Source organism: Pedobacter sp. MC2016-24, assembly GCF_015223055.1.
GTDB lineage: Bacteria > Bacteroidota > Bacteroidia > Sphingobacteriales > Sphingobacteriaceae > Pedobacter.
The window spans coordinates 307618-327343 of the sequence record NZ_JADFBX010000002.1; the positions used below are offsets into that span (position 1 = coordinate 307618).

Here is a 19726-nt window from a genome sequence, read left to right on the forward strand (position 1 = left end):
ACTTATTTTTCTTGTTTAGGCTTGTATTTAGAAGCCGTTAATATTTTTTGTGTGTCTTGTTCGGTCATGAGCTGCTGCAGGGTAACCGATTTGTTTTCCTGCATGTATTTCCTTACAATTTGCCAGCCAATCCAAAGGCCTAGCTTCGGCGCTGACTCTGTACGCTCGCCAAGGCCGGGGGTAAATGGGCCTTCGCTTAAAAACACCTGTATTTTTTGATAATCTGTTTCAAATAATAAATTGTTTTCCAGGTAATACGCCCAGATGTTTCCTTCAAAGTGTTTACACCATTCCAGTTGTGCCGCAGTGTAGCCAATCTTGACCGAATCGGGCACCTGATCGTCCAGTACCTGGTCCATAAAATACAGGATCTTACCATTGTAAATCATTTTAGATAACAGCGAGTGGTCGGCATCACGTTCCGGGAAGAGCTCTTCGCGTGCATAGGTTTCCGTTAAACGCGGTGTAATGTATTCCGGTGCAAATCTCCTGGAAAGATAAACAGGGACACTTTGTACAATGGCCTTATAAAATTTGCTGTTTTTACCCAGGAACATGTCCAGGCCAATGCCCATATAATCGTCGCCGATGGGTGTCTGCACGGCAAAACCAGAAACAAATGAGATGAATTTCGGCGTTTTAGATTGTGGATAATAATATTTGATGTATTTAAAGGCTTGGGTTAATTGTTGCTCCGTTGTGTTAAGCTCTTTAAAAATACTGTCTACTTCATGGGTCAGATCGGTGTACGCCTGATCCTGATATAAGATTTTCAGGATTTCTTCGTTGCTATATTCAGGTGTGCCAATCATTCTATGGATGTAGTCATCGTAAAAGGGGCCATATGTCTTTTGCAGGGTCTGATTGGTCTGCATCAGATCTTTCCCTTTACCATTATACACATCTTTGTCAAAACGGGAGATTTTGATCTCGAGTTTTATGGCGCTAACATCGGGTTTTGTATCTTGCCGGCAGGAAACAAAAACAAGCATAACAAGAATAAATAGATAGATTTGACCGGGTTTAACGTGATGTATCATGATAAACAAATATAAAAAGAACTGGTTCATACCTGCATAAAATAGATACCCTTATGAAAAAATTAATTACTGTATTTTTACTGAGCATTTTAGCCTCCAGCCTTTACGCGCAAACCTCTCCCGGCATTGATTATGGCTTTAGATTAGGTTTAACTGCGCATCCGACACTGGGTTGGGTAAAGCCTGAAGTGGGTAAATCTGATGGCATCGCGCTAGGCTTTTCTTACGGCTTACTGGCTGATTTTAATTTTGCAGAGAACTATTGCTTTGCTACTGGTCTGACCATTACCACCATTAACGGTAAAAGTACTGAGGTAAATATTCCACCTTATTATGATGGTGGCTCTGGACAAACGGCTTACAGTTTGCGTTATAAGCTTCAGTATATTGAGGTGCCACTGACCATAAAATTAAAAACCGATAAGATGGGGGACATCCGCTGGTATGGACAATTTGGTCTTTCTAATGATTTTAAGATTGGGGCGAAGCAAGATGCGGACATTGCGGGTAAGAAAGTTAAGACCGACCAGGGTATTGGAAAATACACCAATTTTTATAGAGCCGGATTGATTGTTGGGGCTGGTGGTGAGTACGATATCGCCGATCATACCAGTGTAGCGATTGGTTTGACACTAAACAATGGATTTACGAATATTGCATCGGACAAAAACAGATCGGTGAAGAATCATTATATTGGCCTTAATATTGGTGTTTTCTTTTAAGTAATTAACGCCGGTATTTTATTATAGCACACAAACATGAAAATAGCATTAGCACAACTGAATTACCACATCGGTAATTTTGAATACAATACAAAGAAGATCATTGAGCACATTCACCTGGCCAAAGATCGGGGGGCAGATTTGGTTGTGTTTGCTGAATTGGCTGTTTGTGGTTATCCACCAAGGGATTTTCTGGAGTTTGATGAATTTATCGACCTCTGCGCTAAAGCTGCGCAGCAGATTGCGGCAGAATGCAGGGATATTGCCTGTATCATTGGCTTGCCTGTGAAGAATGAGATCCTGGCTGGTAAAGACTTGTACAATGCTGCTTATTTTATTGAAAACGGACGGGTAAAATATGTGGCTAAAAAGGCATTGTTGCCCAATTACGATGTATTTGATGAGTACCGCTATTTTGAACCTGCCAGCCAGTTTGAATGTGTAGAGTTTATGGGGATAAAAATTGCGCTGACCATTTGTGAAGATTTGTGGAACATCAATAACAACCCGCTTTATATTGCTTCTCCTATGGATGAGCTGATCAGACAGAAACCAAAGTTGATGATCAATATCGCAGCTTCGCCTTTTTCTTATTTTCACGATGATGAAAGGGTGGTTGTTTTGTCTGATAATGCAAAGAAATACAATTTGCCTTTGTTGTATGTAAACCAGGTTGGTGCGCAAACAGAAATTATCTTTGACGGCGGTTCTATGGCTTTTGATGCCCAGGGAAATTTGCTGGATGAAATGCCTTATTTTAAGGAAGATTTGAGAATTTATGAATTTGCGGAGAATGCCATTCAGGAATATAAACCGATTGAGCATAAGGCTATGCCTGATATTGAGCAGATTTATGAAGCATTGGTATTGGGTATTCAAGATTATTTTGTGAAATCGGGCTTTACCAAAGCGGTACTGGGTTTATCGGGCGGTATAGACTCGGCGATTGTTTGTGCTCTGGCTTGTCGTGCCCTTGGACCTGAAAATGTGATGGCAGTGCTGATGCCTTCCAAATACTCTTCTGACCATTCTATCCAGGATGCATTGGATCTGGTTAAGAATTTTGGTTGCATGCATGAAATCATTGAAATTAAAGATGCTGCCGATGCCTTTGATCAGATGTTAGCTCCAGCTTTTAAAGGTTTACCTTTTAATGTTGCTGAAGAAAATATTCAGGCCAGATGCCGCGGTATTGTGGTGATGGCCATGTCCAATAAATTTGGCTATATCTTATTGAATACATCAAATAAAAGTGAATGTGCAGTAGGTTATGGTACTTTATACGGAGACATGTGTGGTGCGATTGGTGTAATTGGCGATGTGTATAAAACGCAGATTTATCAATTGGCACATCACATCAATAAAGACGGTATTGTAATTCCGGAGAACTCCATCGTGAAGCCGCCTTCGGCAGAATTGAGACCAGGGCAAAAAGATTCTGATTCCCTTCCGGATTACGACGTACTGGATCGAATTTTATATCAATACATTGAATTGAAACAAAGTTCCGCTTTCATCATTGCACAAGGTTATGATGAAGCCCTGGTGAGAAGGATCATTAAGATGGTGAATAATGCAGAATTTAAACGTTACCAGACACCACCAATTTTAAGGGTATCACCAAAAGCCTTTGGCATGGGCCGCAGGATGCCAATAGTAGGTAAATACCTTTCTTAAATCTTTTTACTTAGCCATTTCCGGTAAGGGATGATCATGGCGAGTAAAAAGGCCAGGATACTTAAAGCTTTAGCGATATAATCACCGTGTTTGACGTAAAAAGTGAGGTCATCATTTAAATTGATATCGGCCTTTAGCGCAGTTCTGGTCCACCATTTACTTTGCTTGATGATGTCTCCTTTTTGGTTGATGAAGCAGGAAATCCCGGTATTGGCAGAACGTACTACATATCGTCTGGTCTCTATAGCACGGAGTGTAGCGTACAATAAATGCTGGTCTTTTCCTGAGGTATTGCCCCACCAGCCATCATTGGTGATGATGGCTATAAACTGGGCGCCGCTTTTTACCGATTCCGCAATCCAGTTGCCCCATAAGGACTCGTAGCAAATCACTGGGGTTACGCCAATCCCGCTGTAGGCATAAAATACACCTGGATGTTCTTGCCAGCCATAACCACCCACTGTTCCACCGAAACCTTCAAATACAGGTGCTAATATGGAAAGCGCTGTGGGGAAGGGCATTTTTTCTACGCCGGGTACAAGTTTAGATTTGTGATAAAATTGTACATTGGAAGAATTTTCTATTTGTATGGCTGAGTTAAAAACATCGATATAGGTACTGTTGTCGTATTTTCTGGCAGACAAAGTTTGTTTATCTGGGTACTGTTTTACACTTTCAATACCGCTGATTAAGGTTCCGTTTTTATATTTTTCCAGGAAGCTTTGTGCAAAAAGAAAGTCGGAATTACTGCGGATCCGGGCCTCATCTACACCGCTTGGAATGGCAGTTTCCGGCCAGATGAAATATTCAGTATTGGGTTGGGCGATGGAATCGGAAAGGTGTGTCAGTATCCGCAGCTGATCTCCGGAAGACATGCCACCGAATTTCTGGTAAGGATCAATATTGGGTTGCACAGTAACCACATTTACAGGCACTGATTTTTCGACGTACTGATTGTATTTTGAAAAAGAAAAAGCAATGGGAATCAGCACAACCAGTATCCAGCTTAATGCGGGAATTAGCTTTTTGGTGTCTTTTGCCGGGGATTTTAACCTTTTATAAAGTTCAAATGCCAGGATATTACTCAGCAAGATCCATACAGATCCCCCATAAATCCCGGTATAATCATACCACTGTGCCAGCTGGTGCATCCCAGATAGCCCATTGCCCAGTGTCATCCATGGAAAAGCCAGATCCCAGGTTTGGTGCAGGTATTCCATGGCAATGTAAAAGCAAATCAGACCAGTGTAAGCTGTGATTTTACCAGTAACCAGGTTTAAACGGTAATAGAGCCAGAAGGCAAAAGTCATTAATAAAGCACCCAGTCCGAATGGAATTAAGGATACGAAAATGGCCACCACAGCGGGATTGACTGCACTGATGGCATTGTATACCCAATAGATGGAGGCTGTATTCCAGACCAGGAAGGTTAAGCCCGCGGTAAGAAATACCCGCTTTCCGGTTTTGGCTGCTTTTTGATCAAAGATGTGCTTTAAGGCAATAAATAAAGGAACCAGACCTACCAGTAATATCGGTGTGGTATAAGGTATTGGCGGCCATGCCAGCCACATTAGAAATGAACTGAGCAGGGCCAGCAATACGGTATTTTTCGTTTTCATGAACAGGCTTATAGAGCGTCCAGTATATCGGCTTTTTTAGCCTCATATTCATCCTGCGTGATCAGGTGCTTGTCGTACAAGGTTTTTAGTTTTCTTAGTTTAAGTGTGGTTTCATCTTCCGGTTCTTCGACATGAACTTCCGGTGCCGGTGTAAATACAGGGGCAGGAGGCGGCATGAAAGCTTGTGGCTCTTCAATTGGTGCAGTTTCAGGACTCACTGCATTTACGGTAACCGGCGATGCTGAAGGACGTCTCTCTTCCAGATCCTTGATCCGGGCTTGTTCTTTAAAGCTTTCCAGTTGCTCGTAAGCGGCCTGGTATAATTTGCGGGCCTGGACTTTGGGGATATATTCGGTGATGATGTTTTCGCCATGCAAAGGCACACAGATGAATTTAGAGCCAAAAAGTTCTTCTTTAAAAGAGACTTCTTTGATGCTTTTCCAGGAAATGTCTTTAAAATTCATGGTGATACCAAAATTACCCGGCTCACAATAAAAGATTCTTTTATTACTAACCGCAATACAGTCTGGTAGCAGGTTTACTGCCGGTTTTTTCTGTACTGCCAGGTAAATCAGCTCTTCGCTGGTGGTTAACATGTCATTTAACTTCCCTAAAACTTTTTCAACGGCCTTAGGATCTTGTTCGTCACTTAAAAATCTATCTATTAATATCATGATGTTTCTTTATAAGAATTTGCTATGCTTTATCAAAAATTGAACCTAATCTTCGTCGGTTTTGTATTTATTCTTCTTTTTAACTCGTTCTTCTGCTCCGGCAATACAAATTACAAATTCTCCTTTTAATATATTGTTTTCAAAATGTGATTTTATCTCTGTCAGTGTTCCCCTGACGGTTTCTTCGTAAAGTTTGGTCAGCTCCCGACTTACCGAGGCTTGTCTGTCTGCGCCCAGGTATTGTGCAAACTCTTCCAGAGTTTTGAGTAGGCGGTGCGGACTTTCATAAAAGATCATGGTCCTTTCTTCGTCCGCCAGTTTTTTGAAGCGTGTCTGGCGTCCTTTTTTTACCGGTAAAAAGCCTTCAAATACAAAAGCGTCACAAGGTAAACCAGAATTGACAAGGGCCGGAACAAAAGCCGTAGCTCCTGGTAAGCACTCTACTTCGAGTTCATGTTTCAGGGTTTCCCTGACGAGGAAAAAGCCGGGATCGGAAATCGCCGGGGTACCTGCATCAGAAATCAAGGCCACATTTTTCCCTTCTTTAAGGAAGCGGATGATCTCTGAGGTAGCCTGATGCTCGTTATGCTGGTGATGAGAATAGGCTTTTTTGTCGATACCGAAGTGTTTTAACATGGGGGCACTGGTACGGGTATCTTCTGCCAAAATGATATCGGCTTCTTTTAAAATCCTGATGGCCCTGAAGGTCATATCTTCCAGGTTGCCAATTGGCGTAGGAACAAGAAAAAGTTTACCCATTTGAATTTACGGTTTACGATTTAAGAATTTTGATTGGTCATGCGAGGTTCCAAATTTATGAATTAAGGTTAAGCTCAGCCTAAAAATCGTAATTCTTCAATCTAAATTCGTAAATCAATCTTATCTTTGTTTAAAAAAATAAATAATGTTGCAAGTTAACTATATCCGCGAAAATAGAGAGAAAGTTTTGGAAGGCTTAGGCCTGAGAAACTTCAGGCAACCTGAACTGGTTGATGAAATTATTAAAACCGATGAGGAAAGAAGACAAATTCAAACTTCATTGGACAATCTCTCTGCGGCGGCTAATTCGAGTGCTAAACAGATTGGCGAGTTAATGCGTAACGGTAAAAAAGAAGAAGCTGAGGCATTGAAAGCTGAAACCGGTACCAATAAAGAGCAAATCAAAAATTTGTCAGAGGAGCTTTCTGGTGTTGAAGCCAAATTGCATACTTTGCTGGTTCAATTGCCTAATTTACCTTACCATCTGGTAAAATCAGGAAGCACGCCTGAAGAAAATGAGGTAGTTTATGAGCATGGTGAGCCAGCTGAATTGCATGAAAAAGCAATTCCACATTGGGAATTGACCGCCAAGTATGATATTATAGATTTTGAACTTGGTACTAAAATTACCGGGGCTGGTTTTCCGGTGTATAAAGGTAAAGGTGCCCGTTTACAAAGGGCATTGATCAATTTCTTTTTAGACCGTGCTACAGCAGCAGGTTATAAAGAAATGCAGGTACCTCACCTGGTTAATGCGGCTTCTGGTTTTGGAACGGGACAATTGCCGGATAAAGAAGGGCAGATGTACCATTCTACGGTAGATGATTTATACCTTATTCCTACGGCAGAAGTTCCTGTAACCAATTTGTACAGGGATGTGATTTTAAAAGAAGAGGAATTGCCGGTTAAAAACACGGCATATACACCTTGTTTTCGTAGGGAGGCAGGCTCTTATGGTGCGCATGTTCGTGGTTTGAACCGCTTACACCAGTTTGATAAAGTAGAAGTAGTACAGGTGGTACACCCGGATCACTCTTACCAGGTATTGGAAGAGATGAGTGCATATGTTCAGTCTTTGCTTCAGGAATTGGGCCTGCACTACCGTGTTTTACGTTTATGTGCTGGTGATATGGGCTTTACCTCTGCGATGACTTACGATATGGAAGTTTGGAGTGCCGCGCAACAACGCTGGTTAGAGGTTTCTTCTGTTTCTAATTTTGAAACCTATCAAAGTAACCGACTTAAATTGAGATTTAAAGGTGCTACGGGAAAAACACAATTGGCGCATACTTTAAATGGAAGTGCCCTGGCATTACCGAGGATTGTGGCTTCAATTCTGGAAAATAATCAAACCGAAAAAGGAATTAGAATTCCGGAAGTATTGGTTAAATATACCGGATTCGAGTATATCGATTAAAAAAAATAAAGCTGTTTTGAGAAGGGGAGTGTGCCATTAATTTTGGCGCAGTCCCCTTTTTATTTTTGTATTTGTTCATAACTTTTGTTACATTTAGGTGTAGTATAAAGTCTTTATAATAAGTTTGTTGAGCTGATCCCTGTTGCTTACGCCTTTCCCCATACCTATTCTATCCGGTCTTTTTGTGTTAAGAATGAACCCTCATCTATTTCATTTTGCAACCTATGAATTTACAAAAGTCAAAATTAGCGCTGCTCTTCAGTTTGCCGGTGCTTTTATATGCAACGGCATTTGCACAAACGCCGGTTCCGGATAAAGTACTTCAAAATGCATCGCTTCAGGAGGTGATTGATTACGCCCTGAACCATAAACCAGGAGTAAAGCAATCCCTGATTGATGAGGAAATTGGTGAAAGGGATATCAAATCTGCATTATCAGGTTGGTTCCCGCAGATTACGGGCAACGCCAATTTTAATGATAACTTAAAACAGGCCGTAAATGCGCTAACGACCAATGGCCAGACACAATACATTACGTTTGGCTCCAAATATACTTCCAGTTTTACATTGCAAGCCGATCAGCAATTTTTAAATGCAGGCTTAATACAGGCATCTAAGGCAGCCAAATTTTATAGACAGCAATACAAACAGAATACGGAAAATACCAAAATCACTACGATTGTGAATGTGAGTAAAGGTTTTTACGATATCCTGACCAGTAAAGAGCAATTGAACATCATTAATGAAAACATTGCCCGTTTGGAGAAGCAATTGAAAGATGCAAAATCGCAATATGAAGTCGGACTGGTGGATAAAACGGATTACCAGCGCGCGCAGATTAGTCTGAGTAATTCTAAGGCCGATAAAAAGCGTACTGAAGAATTGATGAAATATAAATATGCTTACCTGCAGGAATTGATCGGCTACGGAAATGACAGGCAGTTGAGTCTTAATTTCAATGCGAGCAGTATGGAAAAAGAAATTTTATTGGATACCACGCAGCAAGCTACCTACGAAAATCGGGTTGAGTATCGGTTATTGCAAACCCAAAAGCAATTGCAGCAATTAAATACCAGTTACAACAAATGGACGTATTTACCCACGGTTTCCGGCTTTTTAAATTACAACTGGAATTACCTGAACAATAGCTTTAGTGATTTATATGACCAGAATTTCCCGAGTTCCATATTCGGATTAAAACTGAGCATACCAATTTTCTTGGGCACAAAACGTACCCAGGAAATCCGGAAATCGGAGTTGATGGAGCGCAGGATTGACCTGGATCTGCTGCAAGCAAAAAATCAGATCAATACACAGTACCAGCAAGCGATGGCCACGTATAAGGCTAACCTGAACGATTGGAAAACGGCTGCCGCCAATGTGGAGATTTCCCGCCAGGTATACAATACGATTAAGTTGCAGTATGATGAGGGGATTAAAGCTTATCTGGATCTGATGACCTCTGAAACAGACCTTCGGACTGCGCAGCTCAATTATTTAAATTCATTGTACAGCCTGCTTTCTTCTAAACTGGATGTACAGCAAGCATTAGGAACAATTACCGTAAACCAATAAGCAACCGATGAAGACGATTAATCATTTAAAACTAGGCATTGTTATCTTAGGGTCCATTTCTTTAGCCTCTTGTGGCGGCGGTGATCAGGCAGCGAAGCAACAACAAGCAGGGCCGCCTCCGGCAACGCCTGTTGGAGCCTATAAAGTAACTTCACAACCTGTAACTACGGTAGATACTTATCCGGGGGTAGTTGTGGCACTTGACGAGGTAGAATTGCGTGCCCAGGTCGGGGGCTATATTACGGCCATATATGTTAAGGACGGTCAGAAAGTAAGTAAGGGGCAAAAACTATATGAGATTGACCGTACCAAATATATTGCGGCAAACAATTCAGCAAAAGCGAATTTGCAAATGGCTATGGCCAATCGGGACAAAGCGAAGAAAGATGCAGATCGTTATACGAAACTGGCCGCACAGGATGCAATAGCCAAACAACGGGTGGATTATGCTTTGACAGATCTGGCGAATGCCGAATCTCAAGTGGAGGCTGCGAAAGCAAACCTGTCTTCTGCGGCCAATGATTTGCAGCGTTCGATTATCGTATCTCCATTGAATGGTACTATTGGTATCTCGCAGGTTAAGCTGGGTGCATTGGTTGCTGCGGGTTCTACACTTTTAAATACGGTGTCTACCAACAATCCAATTGCAGTGGATATTTCTGTGAACCAGGCCGAGATCCCCCGCTTTTTGACTATGAAAAATAATGCTACTGCGGTAAAAGATTCTCTTTTTAGCATACAGTTGCAGGATGGTAGTATGTACCATCGACAAGGTAAAATTGTAACGATCGACCGGGCAGTTGATCCTTCTACAGGAACCATTAAGGTTCGGATCAGTTATCCCAATGAAGGAAACCGGCTAATTGCAGGCATGACAGTCAATCTGCAGGCCTTGAATAAATCTGCCGAAAACGAATTGGTCATTCCATACAAGGCGGTAATGGAACAATTGGGAGAATATAATGTATATGTGGTGGGAGACAGCAGTAAGGCGCAACAACGGATCATCAAGTTGGGTAAGCAGTTCGATCAGCGTGTGGTGGTTAAAGAGGGACTGAAAGCGGGGGAAACAATTGTTACCGATGGCGCACAGAATGTACGACCAGGAGCCGTAGTTAAATTTTAAAAGAATTTCAAGCTTATGATCTCAGAAGTATTTATCAAGCGCCCGGTCACTGCCATCGTCATATCCATTTTAATTGTTGTGATTGGGGTGATCGTCATTACCACACTTCCCATCAGTCAGTATCCAAGTATTGCGCCACCAACTGTAACGGTTTCCGGTGCTTATACGGGTGCGGATGCCCAAACGGTAGAACAAACGGTAACGACACCTATTGAAAGCCAGATTAATGGTACACCGGGTATGAAATACCTGTCTTCCAGTAGTACCTCTGATGGGCGTTCATCCATTACCGTAACCTTTGATGTGGGGACCAATATTGATGTTGCGGCCCTGGATGTACAAAACCGGGTAGGGATTGCAGAGCCTTCCCTGCCGGAGGCAGTAACCCGATTGGGTGTAACCACTAAGAAAGCAAATAGTGACATCCTGATGGTGGTTGGTTTATACTCACCTAATGGAACATACGATGATAAATTCATTTCCAATTATGTCAATTTGTATGTTAAAGATGCTTTGCTGCGGGTAAAAGGTGTTGGGGACGTGCAAGCTTTTGGACAACCCTTTAGTATGCGGGTTTGGCTGGATGCGAATAAGCTGGCCAGACTGGGACTGACTCCTGCTGATGTTTCTGTAGCGATACAGGAACAGAATACCCGTATTCCGGGCGGTAGTGTTGGTGGGCCACCGCAGCACAATTATCAGACATTCGAGTTTTCTGTGATCCTGGACGGGGATCTGAACACCATAGACCAGTTTAAAAACATTGTCATTAAAACGGGTGCTGACGGCGCGCCGGTATACCTTAAGGATGTGGCCCGGGTAGAACTTGGCTCTTTCAGCTACGCGCTGAGTTCCAGAGTTAATGGTAAGGTTGCTTCTTTAATGGCCATTAACCAAAGTCCGGGTGGTAATGCCGTTCAAACGGCTGACGGGATCCAAAAAGCTCTGGTAGAACTGAAAAAATCTTTTCCTAAGGATTTAGATTATAAAGTGCCTTATGAAACGGTTACGGTAGTAAAAGTGTCCATTAACGAAGTGGTGCACACCCTGATTGAAGCCCTGATTCTGGTAACCCTGGTGGTGTTCTTTTTTCTGCAAAGCTGGCGGGCCACACTGATCCCGGTGCTGGCCATTCCGGTATCTATTATTGGGACATTTATATTTTTTACCTTTTTTGGTTTCTCAATCAATGTGTTGACTATGTTTGGTTTTGTACTGGCTATAGGTATTGTGGTAGATGATGCCATTGTAGTTGTAGAGGCTGTACAGCATTACATGGATCACGATGGACTTTCGGCACCTGATGCTACCCGTAGGGCCATGAAGGACATTACGGCCCCTGTAATCGCGATAGCATTAATTCTGGCCGCTGTATTTATCCCGGTTGGCTTTATTCCGGGTATGGTTGGACAATTGTATCAACAATTTGCGATTACCATTGCAGTTTCCGTGTTGCTTTCGGCATTTATTGCTTTATCGCTTACCCCGGCACTGTGTTCGATTTTGCTGACACCAATGAAGCTGGATAAAAATTCTAAAGGACTAAATAAATTCTTTTACAAATTTAACCGCTGGTTTGCCGGTGTGACGCATAACTATTCCAGAGGTGTAAAAAAAGCATTAAAAAGTGCACCTCTGGTCATGATTATTCTCGTTTGTATTTATATCGGAACCGGGGGCTTGTTTATTAAAAAACCGACTGGCTTTATTCCAAATGAAGATGCCGGTATCTTCCTGATCGGTGCTTCATTGCCTGAAGGTGCTTCTGCTGTACGGACCGATGCTTTTATCAAAAGGATTACCGATAATATCCGGTCTAAATATCCAGAGGTAGACAACATTACTTCACTTAGCGGGATCAATATCCTAAACATGTCTTTCAAATCCAATGCGGGAACTTTCTTTGTGCAGCTTAAGAACTGGGATGAACGTAAAAAAGATGTGAATGCGATCATCGCCGGAGTTCAGCAGGATTTTGCCGGAGATAAAGAAGGAAGCGTATTGGTTGTGGCGCCACCAGCCATTCCAGGTTTAGGAATCAGCGGAGGTTTTAGTTTGCAGATCCAGGAAAAACAAAGCGGGGATATCAAGCAGTTTGAAGGCAATGTGGGCAAGTTTCTGGGGGCAGCTAACCAGCGACCGGAGATTGGTATGGCTTATACGCTGTTCAATACCAGAACACCGAATTATAAGGTGAGTGTTGACCGGGAGCAGGCCAAAAAGATGGGCGTGTCTATCGGGTCGATCTACAGCACCATTTCGGCCTATTTGGGCAGTAGCTATATCAATGATTTTACCAAGTATGGTAGAAACTTCCGTGTAGTGAGCCAGGCCGATACGAATTACCGCGCCAGAATTGAAAACCTCAATTATTTGTACGTGCGAAATGCCGCCGGTGTTTCCGTTCCTTTGAGTTCTATGGTATCATATAAAGTGATCGAAAACCCTTCGATCATCAATCACTATAACCTGTTCCGATCGATCGAGGTCGGTGGTGCAGCCAAGCCTGGACGCAGTTCTGGTGATGCACTTAAAGCATTGCAGGAGGTTGCTGCACAAACGCTGCCCGCCAATTATGGTTATGATTTTTCTGGTTTAAGTTTACAGGAAACAGAAGCCGGCAATAGTACCATCATGATTTTCTCTTTGGTGATTGTATTTGTGTTTTTACTGCTGGCTGCATTGTACGAAAGCTGGTCGGTGCCTTTTTCTATCTTACTGGCGGTGCCGTTAGGGCTGTTTGGTGCTATCCTGGCTTTAACCTTTTTACCTAAACTGGATAACAATATTTACGCACAGGTAGGTTTGATCACGCTTATTGGTTTATCTGCAAAGAATGCGATTCTGATTGTCGAGTTTGCAAAAGAGCGGGTAGATTGGGGCATGGAATTGATTGCGGCGACTATCGAGGCGGTTCGCTTACGGCTCAGACCAATTATCATGACCTCGCTGGCCTTTATTCTAGGGGTAATTCCGTTGATCATTTCCAGCGGCGCAGGTGCAGTTTCCCGGCAAACCATTGGCTGGACCGTTGCTGGGGGTATGCTCTCGGCAACGATATTGGCTTTGTTTATTGTACCAGTACTGTTTGTATTGATTACCCGTTTGGCTTACGGTAAGAAAAAGCTAGCCGAACTACAAGCAGCTTACAGGCCAGAAGACCATAAAGATACCCTACATGCCGATGAGGATTAATGATGTGAAAAATTGATTTAAATAAAAAAGCTTCCTTTAGGGGAAGCTTTTTTAATAGGTAGATGATTGTTGTATTAGTATGCGTTTCTTGCTTAAAATCCTACAAAATAAGGATCAATAACAATATAATAATGATAATTGCACCAACAGAAAGGTACACGCCGCCACCGATCGCATTGGCCTGACTTTTCAGGCTTTTCAATTCTTTGCGCAATTCTTTTTTCTCTGCACGGCTTAAATCCGATTTATCCATTGCTTTGATTTCGTTAACACGGCTAACGATTTTTTCCAACTGAACTTTTTGCTCGGCTGTCATTTCAGTCTTGGCATTTGGCGATTTATCCGCTGCCGATACCGTATTTGCACTTGCGGCCATTGTAAATACCAGTGCTAAAGCGTAGAGTAATTTTTTCATAGTCTTTGAGTTGAATTTGTAAATCTGTGATCCCCCTTAAACTGGGTATAACTCGTAAATAACAAAAAACCTACCAAAGTTGATTTGATAGGTTTTTAAAGCTTTTAAAAAATATAGTGTCTACTGAATAGGTCAAAAACCTTTAATTTCAAATACGACATTCATGACATAATTCAATTTTATCTTTTTGAAATCAAGTTCAGGAGCAGATGCCGCTGAATCGCTCTCGAAAGCTGCAGATTTCATCTGTACGTTAGCACGGTACATTGGCTGAGGATAGGCTTCATTATTTACTTCCTGAATGTCAATTGCACTACCCAATTTGTCTCCTAAAGCAGTTACCAAATAGGTAGCTTTTTCTTTAGCAGCAAGTAGGGCTTTGATTTTTAAATCCTTTTTCAGGCTTTCAATTTTAGAATAGTCGTAGCTATCGATATTGGTATATGCTACACCTTTAGGGTCAACGTCACCAATTACAGCATTCCATTTATTTAAATCATTAACTTTTAAACGATATTGTTTACTAGCTAAGTAATCTGGATTTTTCTTTTTCTCTACCGTAGTATAGCTTGAAATGTTGCTGATGGTTAAGTTTTCTTTTGGTATACCAGCTTGTTGTATTGCATTATACAGTTCGTTTTCCAGGGTGGTAATTTCTACCTTTTTTTTACTGTTGTTGTCTTTAAGGTATTCTTTTAAAGAGATGCTGATATAAATGATATCCGGTGTAACTTCTACTTCTGCCGACCCGCTTACGCTGATCTTTTTACGTAAATCTACTTGTTGAGCCATAGCGTTAAAACTAAATAAAGCAACGAAGGCAAAGGCTAATAACTTTTTCATAATAAATATTTTCTTTGTGTGTCTGGTTATTAGATGAAATTATCATACCAATTCCATACGCTGTGTTTAAATAATTATCAGTTATTCTTCAACTATCTCATTATTAAGACCAATTTCTTCCTTTACATCTTCTTTGAAATAGGTTTTCTGAAAGATCAGGATTAAAACTACGCCTACGGAAATGGCTGCATCGGCTACGTTAAATACCGGTCTGAAGAAAATGAAATCTTCACCGCCCCAAACCGGAACCCATTTAGGAAATACACCTTGTACCAGCGGAAAATAAAACATGTCTACTACACGACCATGAAACCAGCCTTCGTAACCATATATTTTACCATAAAAAACAGAGTCAATGATATTTCCCAGTGCACCGGAAAAAATCAGGGCTACGTTTAAGATCAGGCCCCTGTGGTATTTTTGCTTGATGAGGTAATGTAAACCATAACCGATACCAGCAACGGCAGCAATCCTGAATAAGGACAGGGCCAGTTTACCAAATTCGCCGCCGAACTCAAGGCCAAAGGCCATACCATTATTTTCTGTAAAATGAATAATGAACCAGTTGCCTATAATTTTAAACTCCTGGCCCAGGTACATATTGGTTTTGATCCAGGTTTTAACCACCTGGTCTACCAATAGCACTAAGAAAATAATTAACAAGGGTTTAGTATAACCTTTCATTTTTACGACTGCTTCAGTTTAGCTTCCATACTTAATGTAGCATGTGGAACTGCGCGCAGACGTTCTTTCTGAATCAGTTTACCGGTTTCCCTGCAAATGCCATAAGTTTTATTTTCAATACGTACCAATGCCGCTTCCAGGTTTTCGATAAACTTTTTCTGGCGGGCAGCCAATTGGTTCAACTGCTCTTTTTCTAAAGTTGCAGATCCGTCTTCCAGGGTTTTGTAGGTACCTGAAGTATCTTCCGTACCATTCGAATTGGGGCTGCTTAAAGAGTTGGTTAAAGAAAGAAATTCTTCTTTAGCCATTCTTAATTTATCCTGAATCAAGACTTTAAATTCTTGCAATTCACTATCCGAATACCTGGTTTTTGTAGCTTTTTCCATAATAATTTTTGTTTTACGCTTGACGCTGTTTACACTGCGAAACCAATAAGAGCTTTATTTTTTTACGGTTTCTATTAAAATTTGCAGTTCAACCTCATCAATCACTATTTTGTTTCCATTATTTAAGTTCTCTGTTAAATCAAAAGCATCAGCTAAAACTTCCGAGCAAATGTATGCTTTATTTTGTGCTACTGCGCCAGCAATTAAACTGTGGTTTTGTAAAGTAACCTTAATCCGATCCGTTACTTCAAAGTTCAGTTCTTTTCTAAGGTTCTGAACCCTGTTGATCAGTTCACGGGATAATCCTTCCTGTTTCAATTCTTCGGTAATTGAAACATCAAGGGCTACGGTTAAACTTCCCAAATTGGTTACCTGCCAGCCTGGAATGTCCTCTGCAATGATTTCAACATCGTTCAGCTCAATCACATAATCCGTGCCGCTAACCGTAAATTTGCCGGTATTTTCAAAATTCGCTAGATCCTCCTGGCTCATGTTGTTTACTGCTTCTGCCACCAGTTTCATATCTTTACCAACCTTTGGACCTAATGTTTTAAAATTAGGTTTGATTTTTTTCTTGATAAAGCCCGCAGTATCAGTGATGTACTCGATGTCCTTTACATTGGTTTCAGACAAAATCAGGTCTTTCACCAACTCTACTCTTTCGGCAAATTTCTGATCCAGTACCGGGATTAATATTTTTGCCAGTGGCTGACGCACATTGATGCTTGTCTTTTTACGCAGGGACAATACCATAGATGATATGTCCTGTGCAAGGTGCATTCTTTCGTTCAGCTCTTTGTCCATTAGCCGCTCATCCGCTGACGGGAACAAGGTTAAATGTATAGACTCGAAATTGTTGAACTGATCATCCCTGGTTAAGTTCAGGAATAACCAATCGGAGAAGAAAGGGGCTACCGGCGACATCAATTGCGCTACAGTCATGATGCAGGTGTAAAGCGTTTCATATGCCGCTTTTTTATCTGCAGTCATTTCACCTTTCCAGAAGCGGCGGCGTGACAAGCGGATGTACCAGTTACTCAGGTGTTCATCTACGAAGTTTTGAATGGCCCTCGCAGCTTTTGTAGGCTCGTATGCTGCATAGCTTTCATCAACCTCTGCAGTTAAATCCTGCAGTAACGATAAGATCCAGCGATCCAGTTCAGTGCGTTGTGCAACGGGAGTTAAGATGAAGTGGTTGAATTTAAACTTGTCGATATTTGCATATAAGGCAAAGAAAGCATAAGTATTGTAAAGTGTTCCGAAAAACTTACGGCGCACTTCATCTAAGCCATCCATATTAAATTTCAGATTGTCCCATGGAGAGGCATTGCTGATCATGTACCAGCGAGTTGCATCAGCACTATAGGTGTCTATGGTGGTAAATGGATCGACACCATTACCCAGGCGTTTAGACATTTTGTTTCCATTTTTGTCTAATACCAGGCCGTTTGAAACTACGTTTTTATAGGCTACACCACCGTTTTCAATCCGTTCATTGATGGCTTTGATTTCTTCACTGCTTTCGCTGAGCATTACAGCTATGGCATGCAGGGTAAAGAACCAACCGCGGGTTTGATCTACACCTTCAGCAATGAAATCTGCAGGGTAGGCATTTTCAAATTCTTCTTTATTTTCAAACGGGAAGTGCCACTGTGCATAAGGCATGGCGCCGCTGTCGAACCAAACGTCGATCAGATCAAGTTCACGTACCATTTTCTCACCGGTTGATGAAGTTAAGATCACATCATCCACGTAAGGACGGTGCATGTCTTTCAGTTCAAAATCAGCTTCCATATAACCTGCGGCTACAGATTTGGCGATTTCTGCATTCAGTTCAGCAATAGAACCAATACATTTCTCTTCTGTTCCGTCGGCTGTACGCCAGATCGGCAGTGGAGTGCCCCAATAACGGGAACGTGATAAGTTCCAGTCTACCAGATTTTCCAACCAGTTGCCAAAACGACCTGTTCCGGTAGCTTCAGGTTTCCAGTTGATGGTTTTATTCAATGCCGCCATTTTATCTTTTAACACCGTAGTTTTTATAAACCAGCTGTCTAAAGGATAATAAAGGATGGGCTTATCGGTTCTCCAGCAATGCGGATAACTGTGTTCATATTTTTTAACGTCAAAAGCTTTATTGTCTTCTTTCAATTTGATGGCAATCAGCACATCTGTAGGTTTGAAATCAGCAGCCGCTCGTTCTTCGTCGCTATAATATTCTTCTTTTACATAACGACCGGCAAAATCGGTCACTTCCTGAACAAATTTACCTTGTTTGTCTACCAGGGGAAGTTCATTGCCCTGCTCGTCTTTGACCATTACTGCAGGTACGCCATTTTCGCGGGCAACCCGAAAATCGTCTGCACCAAATACAGAAGCGGTATGCACGATACCAGTACCGTCTTCGGTGGTCACAAAATCGCCAGGAATTATGCGAAAAGCGTTTTTCTCCAGATCCTCATTGTTTACATAAGGCATCAGCTGGTGGTAAGTTAAACCAACCAGGTCTTTACCGGTAAATTCTGCAGCCAGTGTCCACGGTATTAACTTGTCACCTCCCTTGTAGTCTTCAAAAGAAAGATCTTTCGCATCCGCTTTAAAGTGTTTGCCGACCAATTCTTTGGCCAATACTACACTTACCGGTAAAAAGGTATAGGGGTTAAAGGTTTTGATTTTTACATACTGGATTTTGTCCCCAACGGCTAAAGCGCAGTTGGCGGGTAAAGTCCATGGTGTAGTGGTCCAGGCCAGTATCGCAGTCTCTTCGGTTTCGTTTTCAACCAGTACCGGCATCAAAGGATGCTGCTGATCTTTTTTAAGGAAAAACTGGGCGGTGATGGAAGTATCTTTCAGCATTTTGTAAGTCCCTGGCTGATTCAGCTCATGCGAGCTTAATCCGGTTCCTGCAGCTGGAGAGTAAGGTTGAACGGTATATCCTTTATACAATAGTCCTTTATCGTAGAACGATTTCAGGATCCACCATAAACTTTCGATGTATTCGTTTTCGTAAGTGACATATGGATTTTCAAGATCAACCCAATAGCCCATTTTTTCAGTCAGGTCGTTCCATACATCTGTGTATTTCATCACCTCTTCCTTACAGGCCGTATTGTATTCCTCTACAGATATTTTCTTCCCAATATCTTCCTTGGTAATGCCTAGTTTTTTCTCAACGGCCAGTTCAATCGGCAGGCCATGGGTATCCCATCCACCTTTACGTTTAACCTGGTAACCTTTAAGGGTTTTATATCTGCAGAATATGTCTTTAATGGCACGTGCCATCACATGGTGAATGCCGGGCATTCCATTTGCAGAAGGTGGCCCTTCGTAAAAAGTAAAAGGGTTGGTTTTTGGTCTGGACGAAATGCTTTTTTCAAAGATGTTTTCTGCTTTCCAAAAATCAAGTATCTCTTTGCCTATTTTAGCTAGTTCTAGTTGTTTAAATTCCCTATACATCAATCAAGTATCTCCAAAAATTAAGGATGCAAAGTTAAGGTTTTTTAAAATGAAACCATCATCTGCTTAAGTCAAAAAATAAAATGTATGGGATGATCTGAAGATTTTACTCCAATCTGTTGCGTCCAGGTGTTTAAAA

15 protein-coding genes are annotated in these 19726 nt (G+C 41.7%); 6 read left to right on the forward strand and 9 right to left on the reverse strand.

Annotated features, from left to right (window positions below; genetic code table 11):
* Window positions 1–2 precede the first annotated feature (2 nt).
* Window positions 3–992: a gliding motility lipoprotein GldB gene (gene gldB / locus IM797_RS06985; RefSeq protein WP_255526772.1), complete on the reverse strand. Its 990-nt coding sequence runs from the start codon at window positions 990–992 to the stop codon at window positions 3–5.
* Between the two features lie 101 nt (window positions 993–1093).
* Between gldB and IM797_RS06990 the strand changes: the two genes are divergently transcribed.
* Window positions 1094–1762, forward strand: coding sequence for a porin family protein (locus tag IM797_RS06990; protein ID WP_194126393.1), 669 nt, complete (start codon window positions 1094–1096; stop codon window positions 1760–1762).
* Between the two features lie 36 nt (window positions 1763–1798).
* Entirely contained in the window at window positions 1799–3439 is a 1641-nt protein-coding gene (locus tag IM797_RS06995; RefSeq protein WP_194126394.1) for an NAD+ synthase, read from the forward strand.
* Here IM797_RS06995 and lnt read toward each other — a convergent pair.
* Genes lnt through rsmI form a run of 3 tightly spaced genes read right to left on the reverse strand, consistent with a single transcriptional unit; the run spans window position 3436 to window position 6491 of the window.
* Window positions 3436–5058, reverse strand: coding sequence for an apolipoprotein N-acyltransferase (gene lnt / locus IM797_RS07000; RefSeq protein WP_194126395.1), 1623 nt, complete (start codon window positions 5056–5058; stop codon window positions 3436–3438). The genes IM797_RS06995 and lnt overlap by 4 nt on opposite strands.
* A gap of 8 nt (window positions 5059–5066) precedes the next feature.
* Window positions 5067–5732 (reverse strand): PH domain-containing protein, encoded by a 666-nt coding sequence (locus IM797_RS07005; protein WP_194126396.1) that lies wholly within the window; start codon window positions 5730–5732, stop codon window positions 5067–5069.
* Between the two features lie 45 nt (window positions 5733–5777).
* A complete protein-coding gene (gene rsmI, locus IM797_RS07010) occupies window positions 5778–6491 on the reverse strand; it encodes a 16S rRNA (cytidine(1402)-2'-O)-methyltransferase (protein WP_194126397.1) in 714 nt (237 codons plus the stop codon).
* Window positions 6492–6636: 145 nt separating this feature from the next.
* On the opposite strand from rsmI, the gene serS reads away from it, so the two are divergent.
* From serS to IM797_RS07030, 4 genes are all read left to right on the forward strand, one after another.
* The gene (gene serS / locus IM797_RS07015) at window positions 6637–7908 is read left to right on the forward strand and encodes a serine--tRNA ligase (protein ID WP_194126398.1); all 1272 of its coding nucleotides are present in this window, start codon (window positions 6637–6639) and stop codon (window positions 7906–7908) included.
* A gap of 224 nt (window positions 7909–8132) precedes the next feature.
* The gene (locus IM797_RS07020) at window positions 8133–9482 is read left to right on the forward strand and encodes a TolC family protein (protein WP_194126399.1); all 1350 of its coding nucleotides are present in this window, start codon (window positions 8133–8135) and stop codon (window positions 9480–9482) included.
* 7 nt (window positions 9483–9489) lie between these two features.
* A complete protein-coding gene (locus tag IM797_RS07025; protein WP_194126400.1) occupies window positions 9490–10608 on the forward strand; it encodes an efflux RND transporter periplasmic adaptor subunit in 1119 nt (372 codons plus the stop codon).
* 15 nt (window positions 10609–10623) lie between these two features.
* Window positions 10624–13803, forward strand: a complete 3180-nt coding sequence (locus IM797_RS07030; protein WP_194126401.1) for an efflux RND transporter permease subunit — start codon at window positions 10624–10626, stop codon at window positions 13801–13803.
* Between the two features lie 100 nt (window positions 13804–13903).
* Here the strand turns inward: IM797_RS07030 and IM797_RS07035 are convergent, their stop codons facing one another.
* The 5 genes from IM797_RS07035 to ileS form a co-directional block, all read right to left on the reverse strand.
* A complete protein-coding gene (locus IM797_RS07035) occupies window positions 13904–14218 on the reverse strand; it encodes a hypothetical protein (RefSeq protein WP_194126402.1) in 315 nt (104 codons plus the stop codon).
* Window positions 14219–14350: 132 nt separating this feature from the next.
* A complete protein-coding gene (locus tag IM797_RS07040) occupies window positions 14351–15061 on the reverse strand; it encodes an SIMPL domain-containing protein (RefSeq protein WP_194126403.1) in 711 nt (236 codons plus the stop codon).
* Between the two features lie 81 nt (window positions 15062–15142).
* Window positions 15143–15745: a lipoprotein signal peptidase gene (locus tag IM797_RS07045; protein ID WP_194126404.1), complete on the reverse strand. Its 603-nt coding sequence runs from the start codon at window positions 15743–15745 to the stop codon at window positions 15143–15145.
* Window positions 15746–15747: 2 nt separating this feature from the next.
* Window positions 15748–16131: a TraR/DksA C4-type zinc finger protein gene (locus IM797_RS07050; protein ID WP_194126405.1), complete on the reverse strand. Its 384-nt coding sequence runs from the start codon at window positions 16129–16131 to the stop codon at window positions 15748–15750.
* 54 nt (window positions 16132–16185) lie between these two features.
* A complete protein-coding gene (gene ileS / locus IM797_RS07055; protein WP_194126406.1) occupies window positions 16186–19587 on the reverse strand; it encodes an isoleucine--tRNA ligase in 3402 nt (1133 codons plus the stop codon).
* Between the last annotated feature and the right edge of the window lie 139 nt (window positions 19588–19726).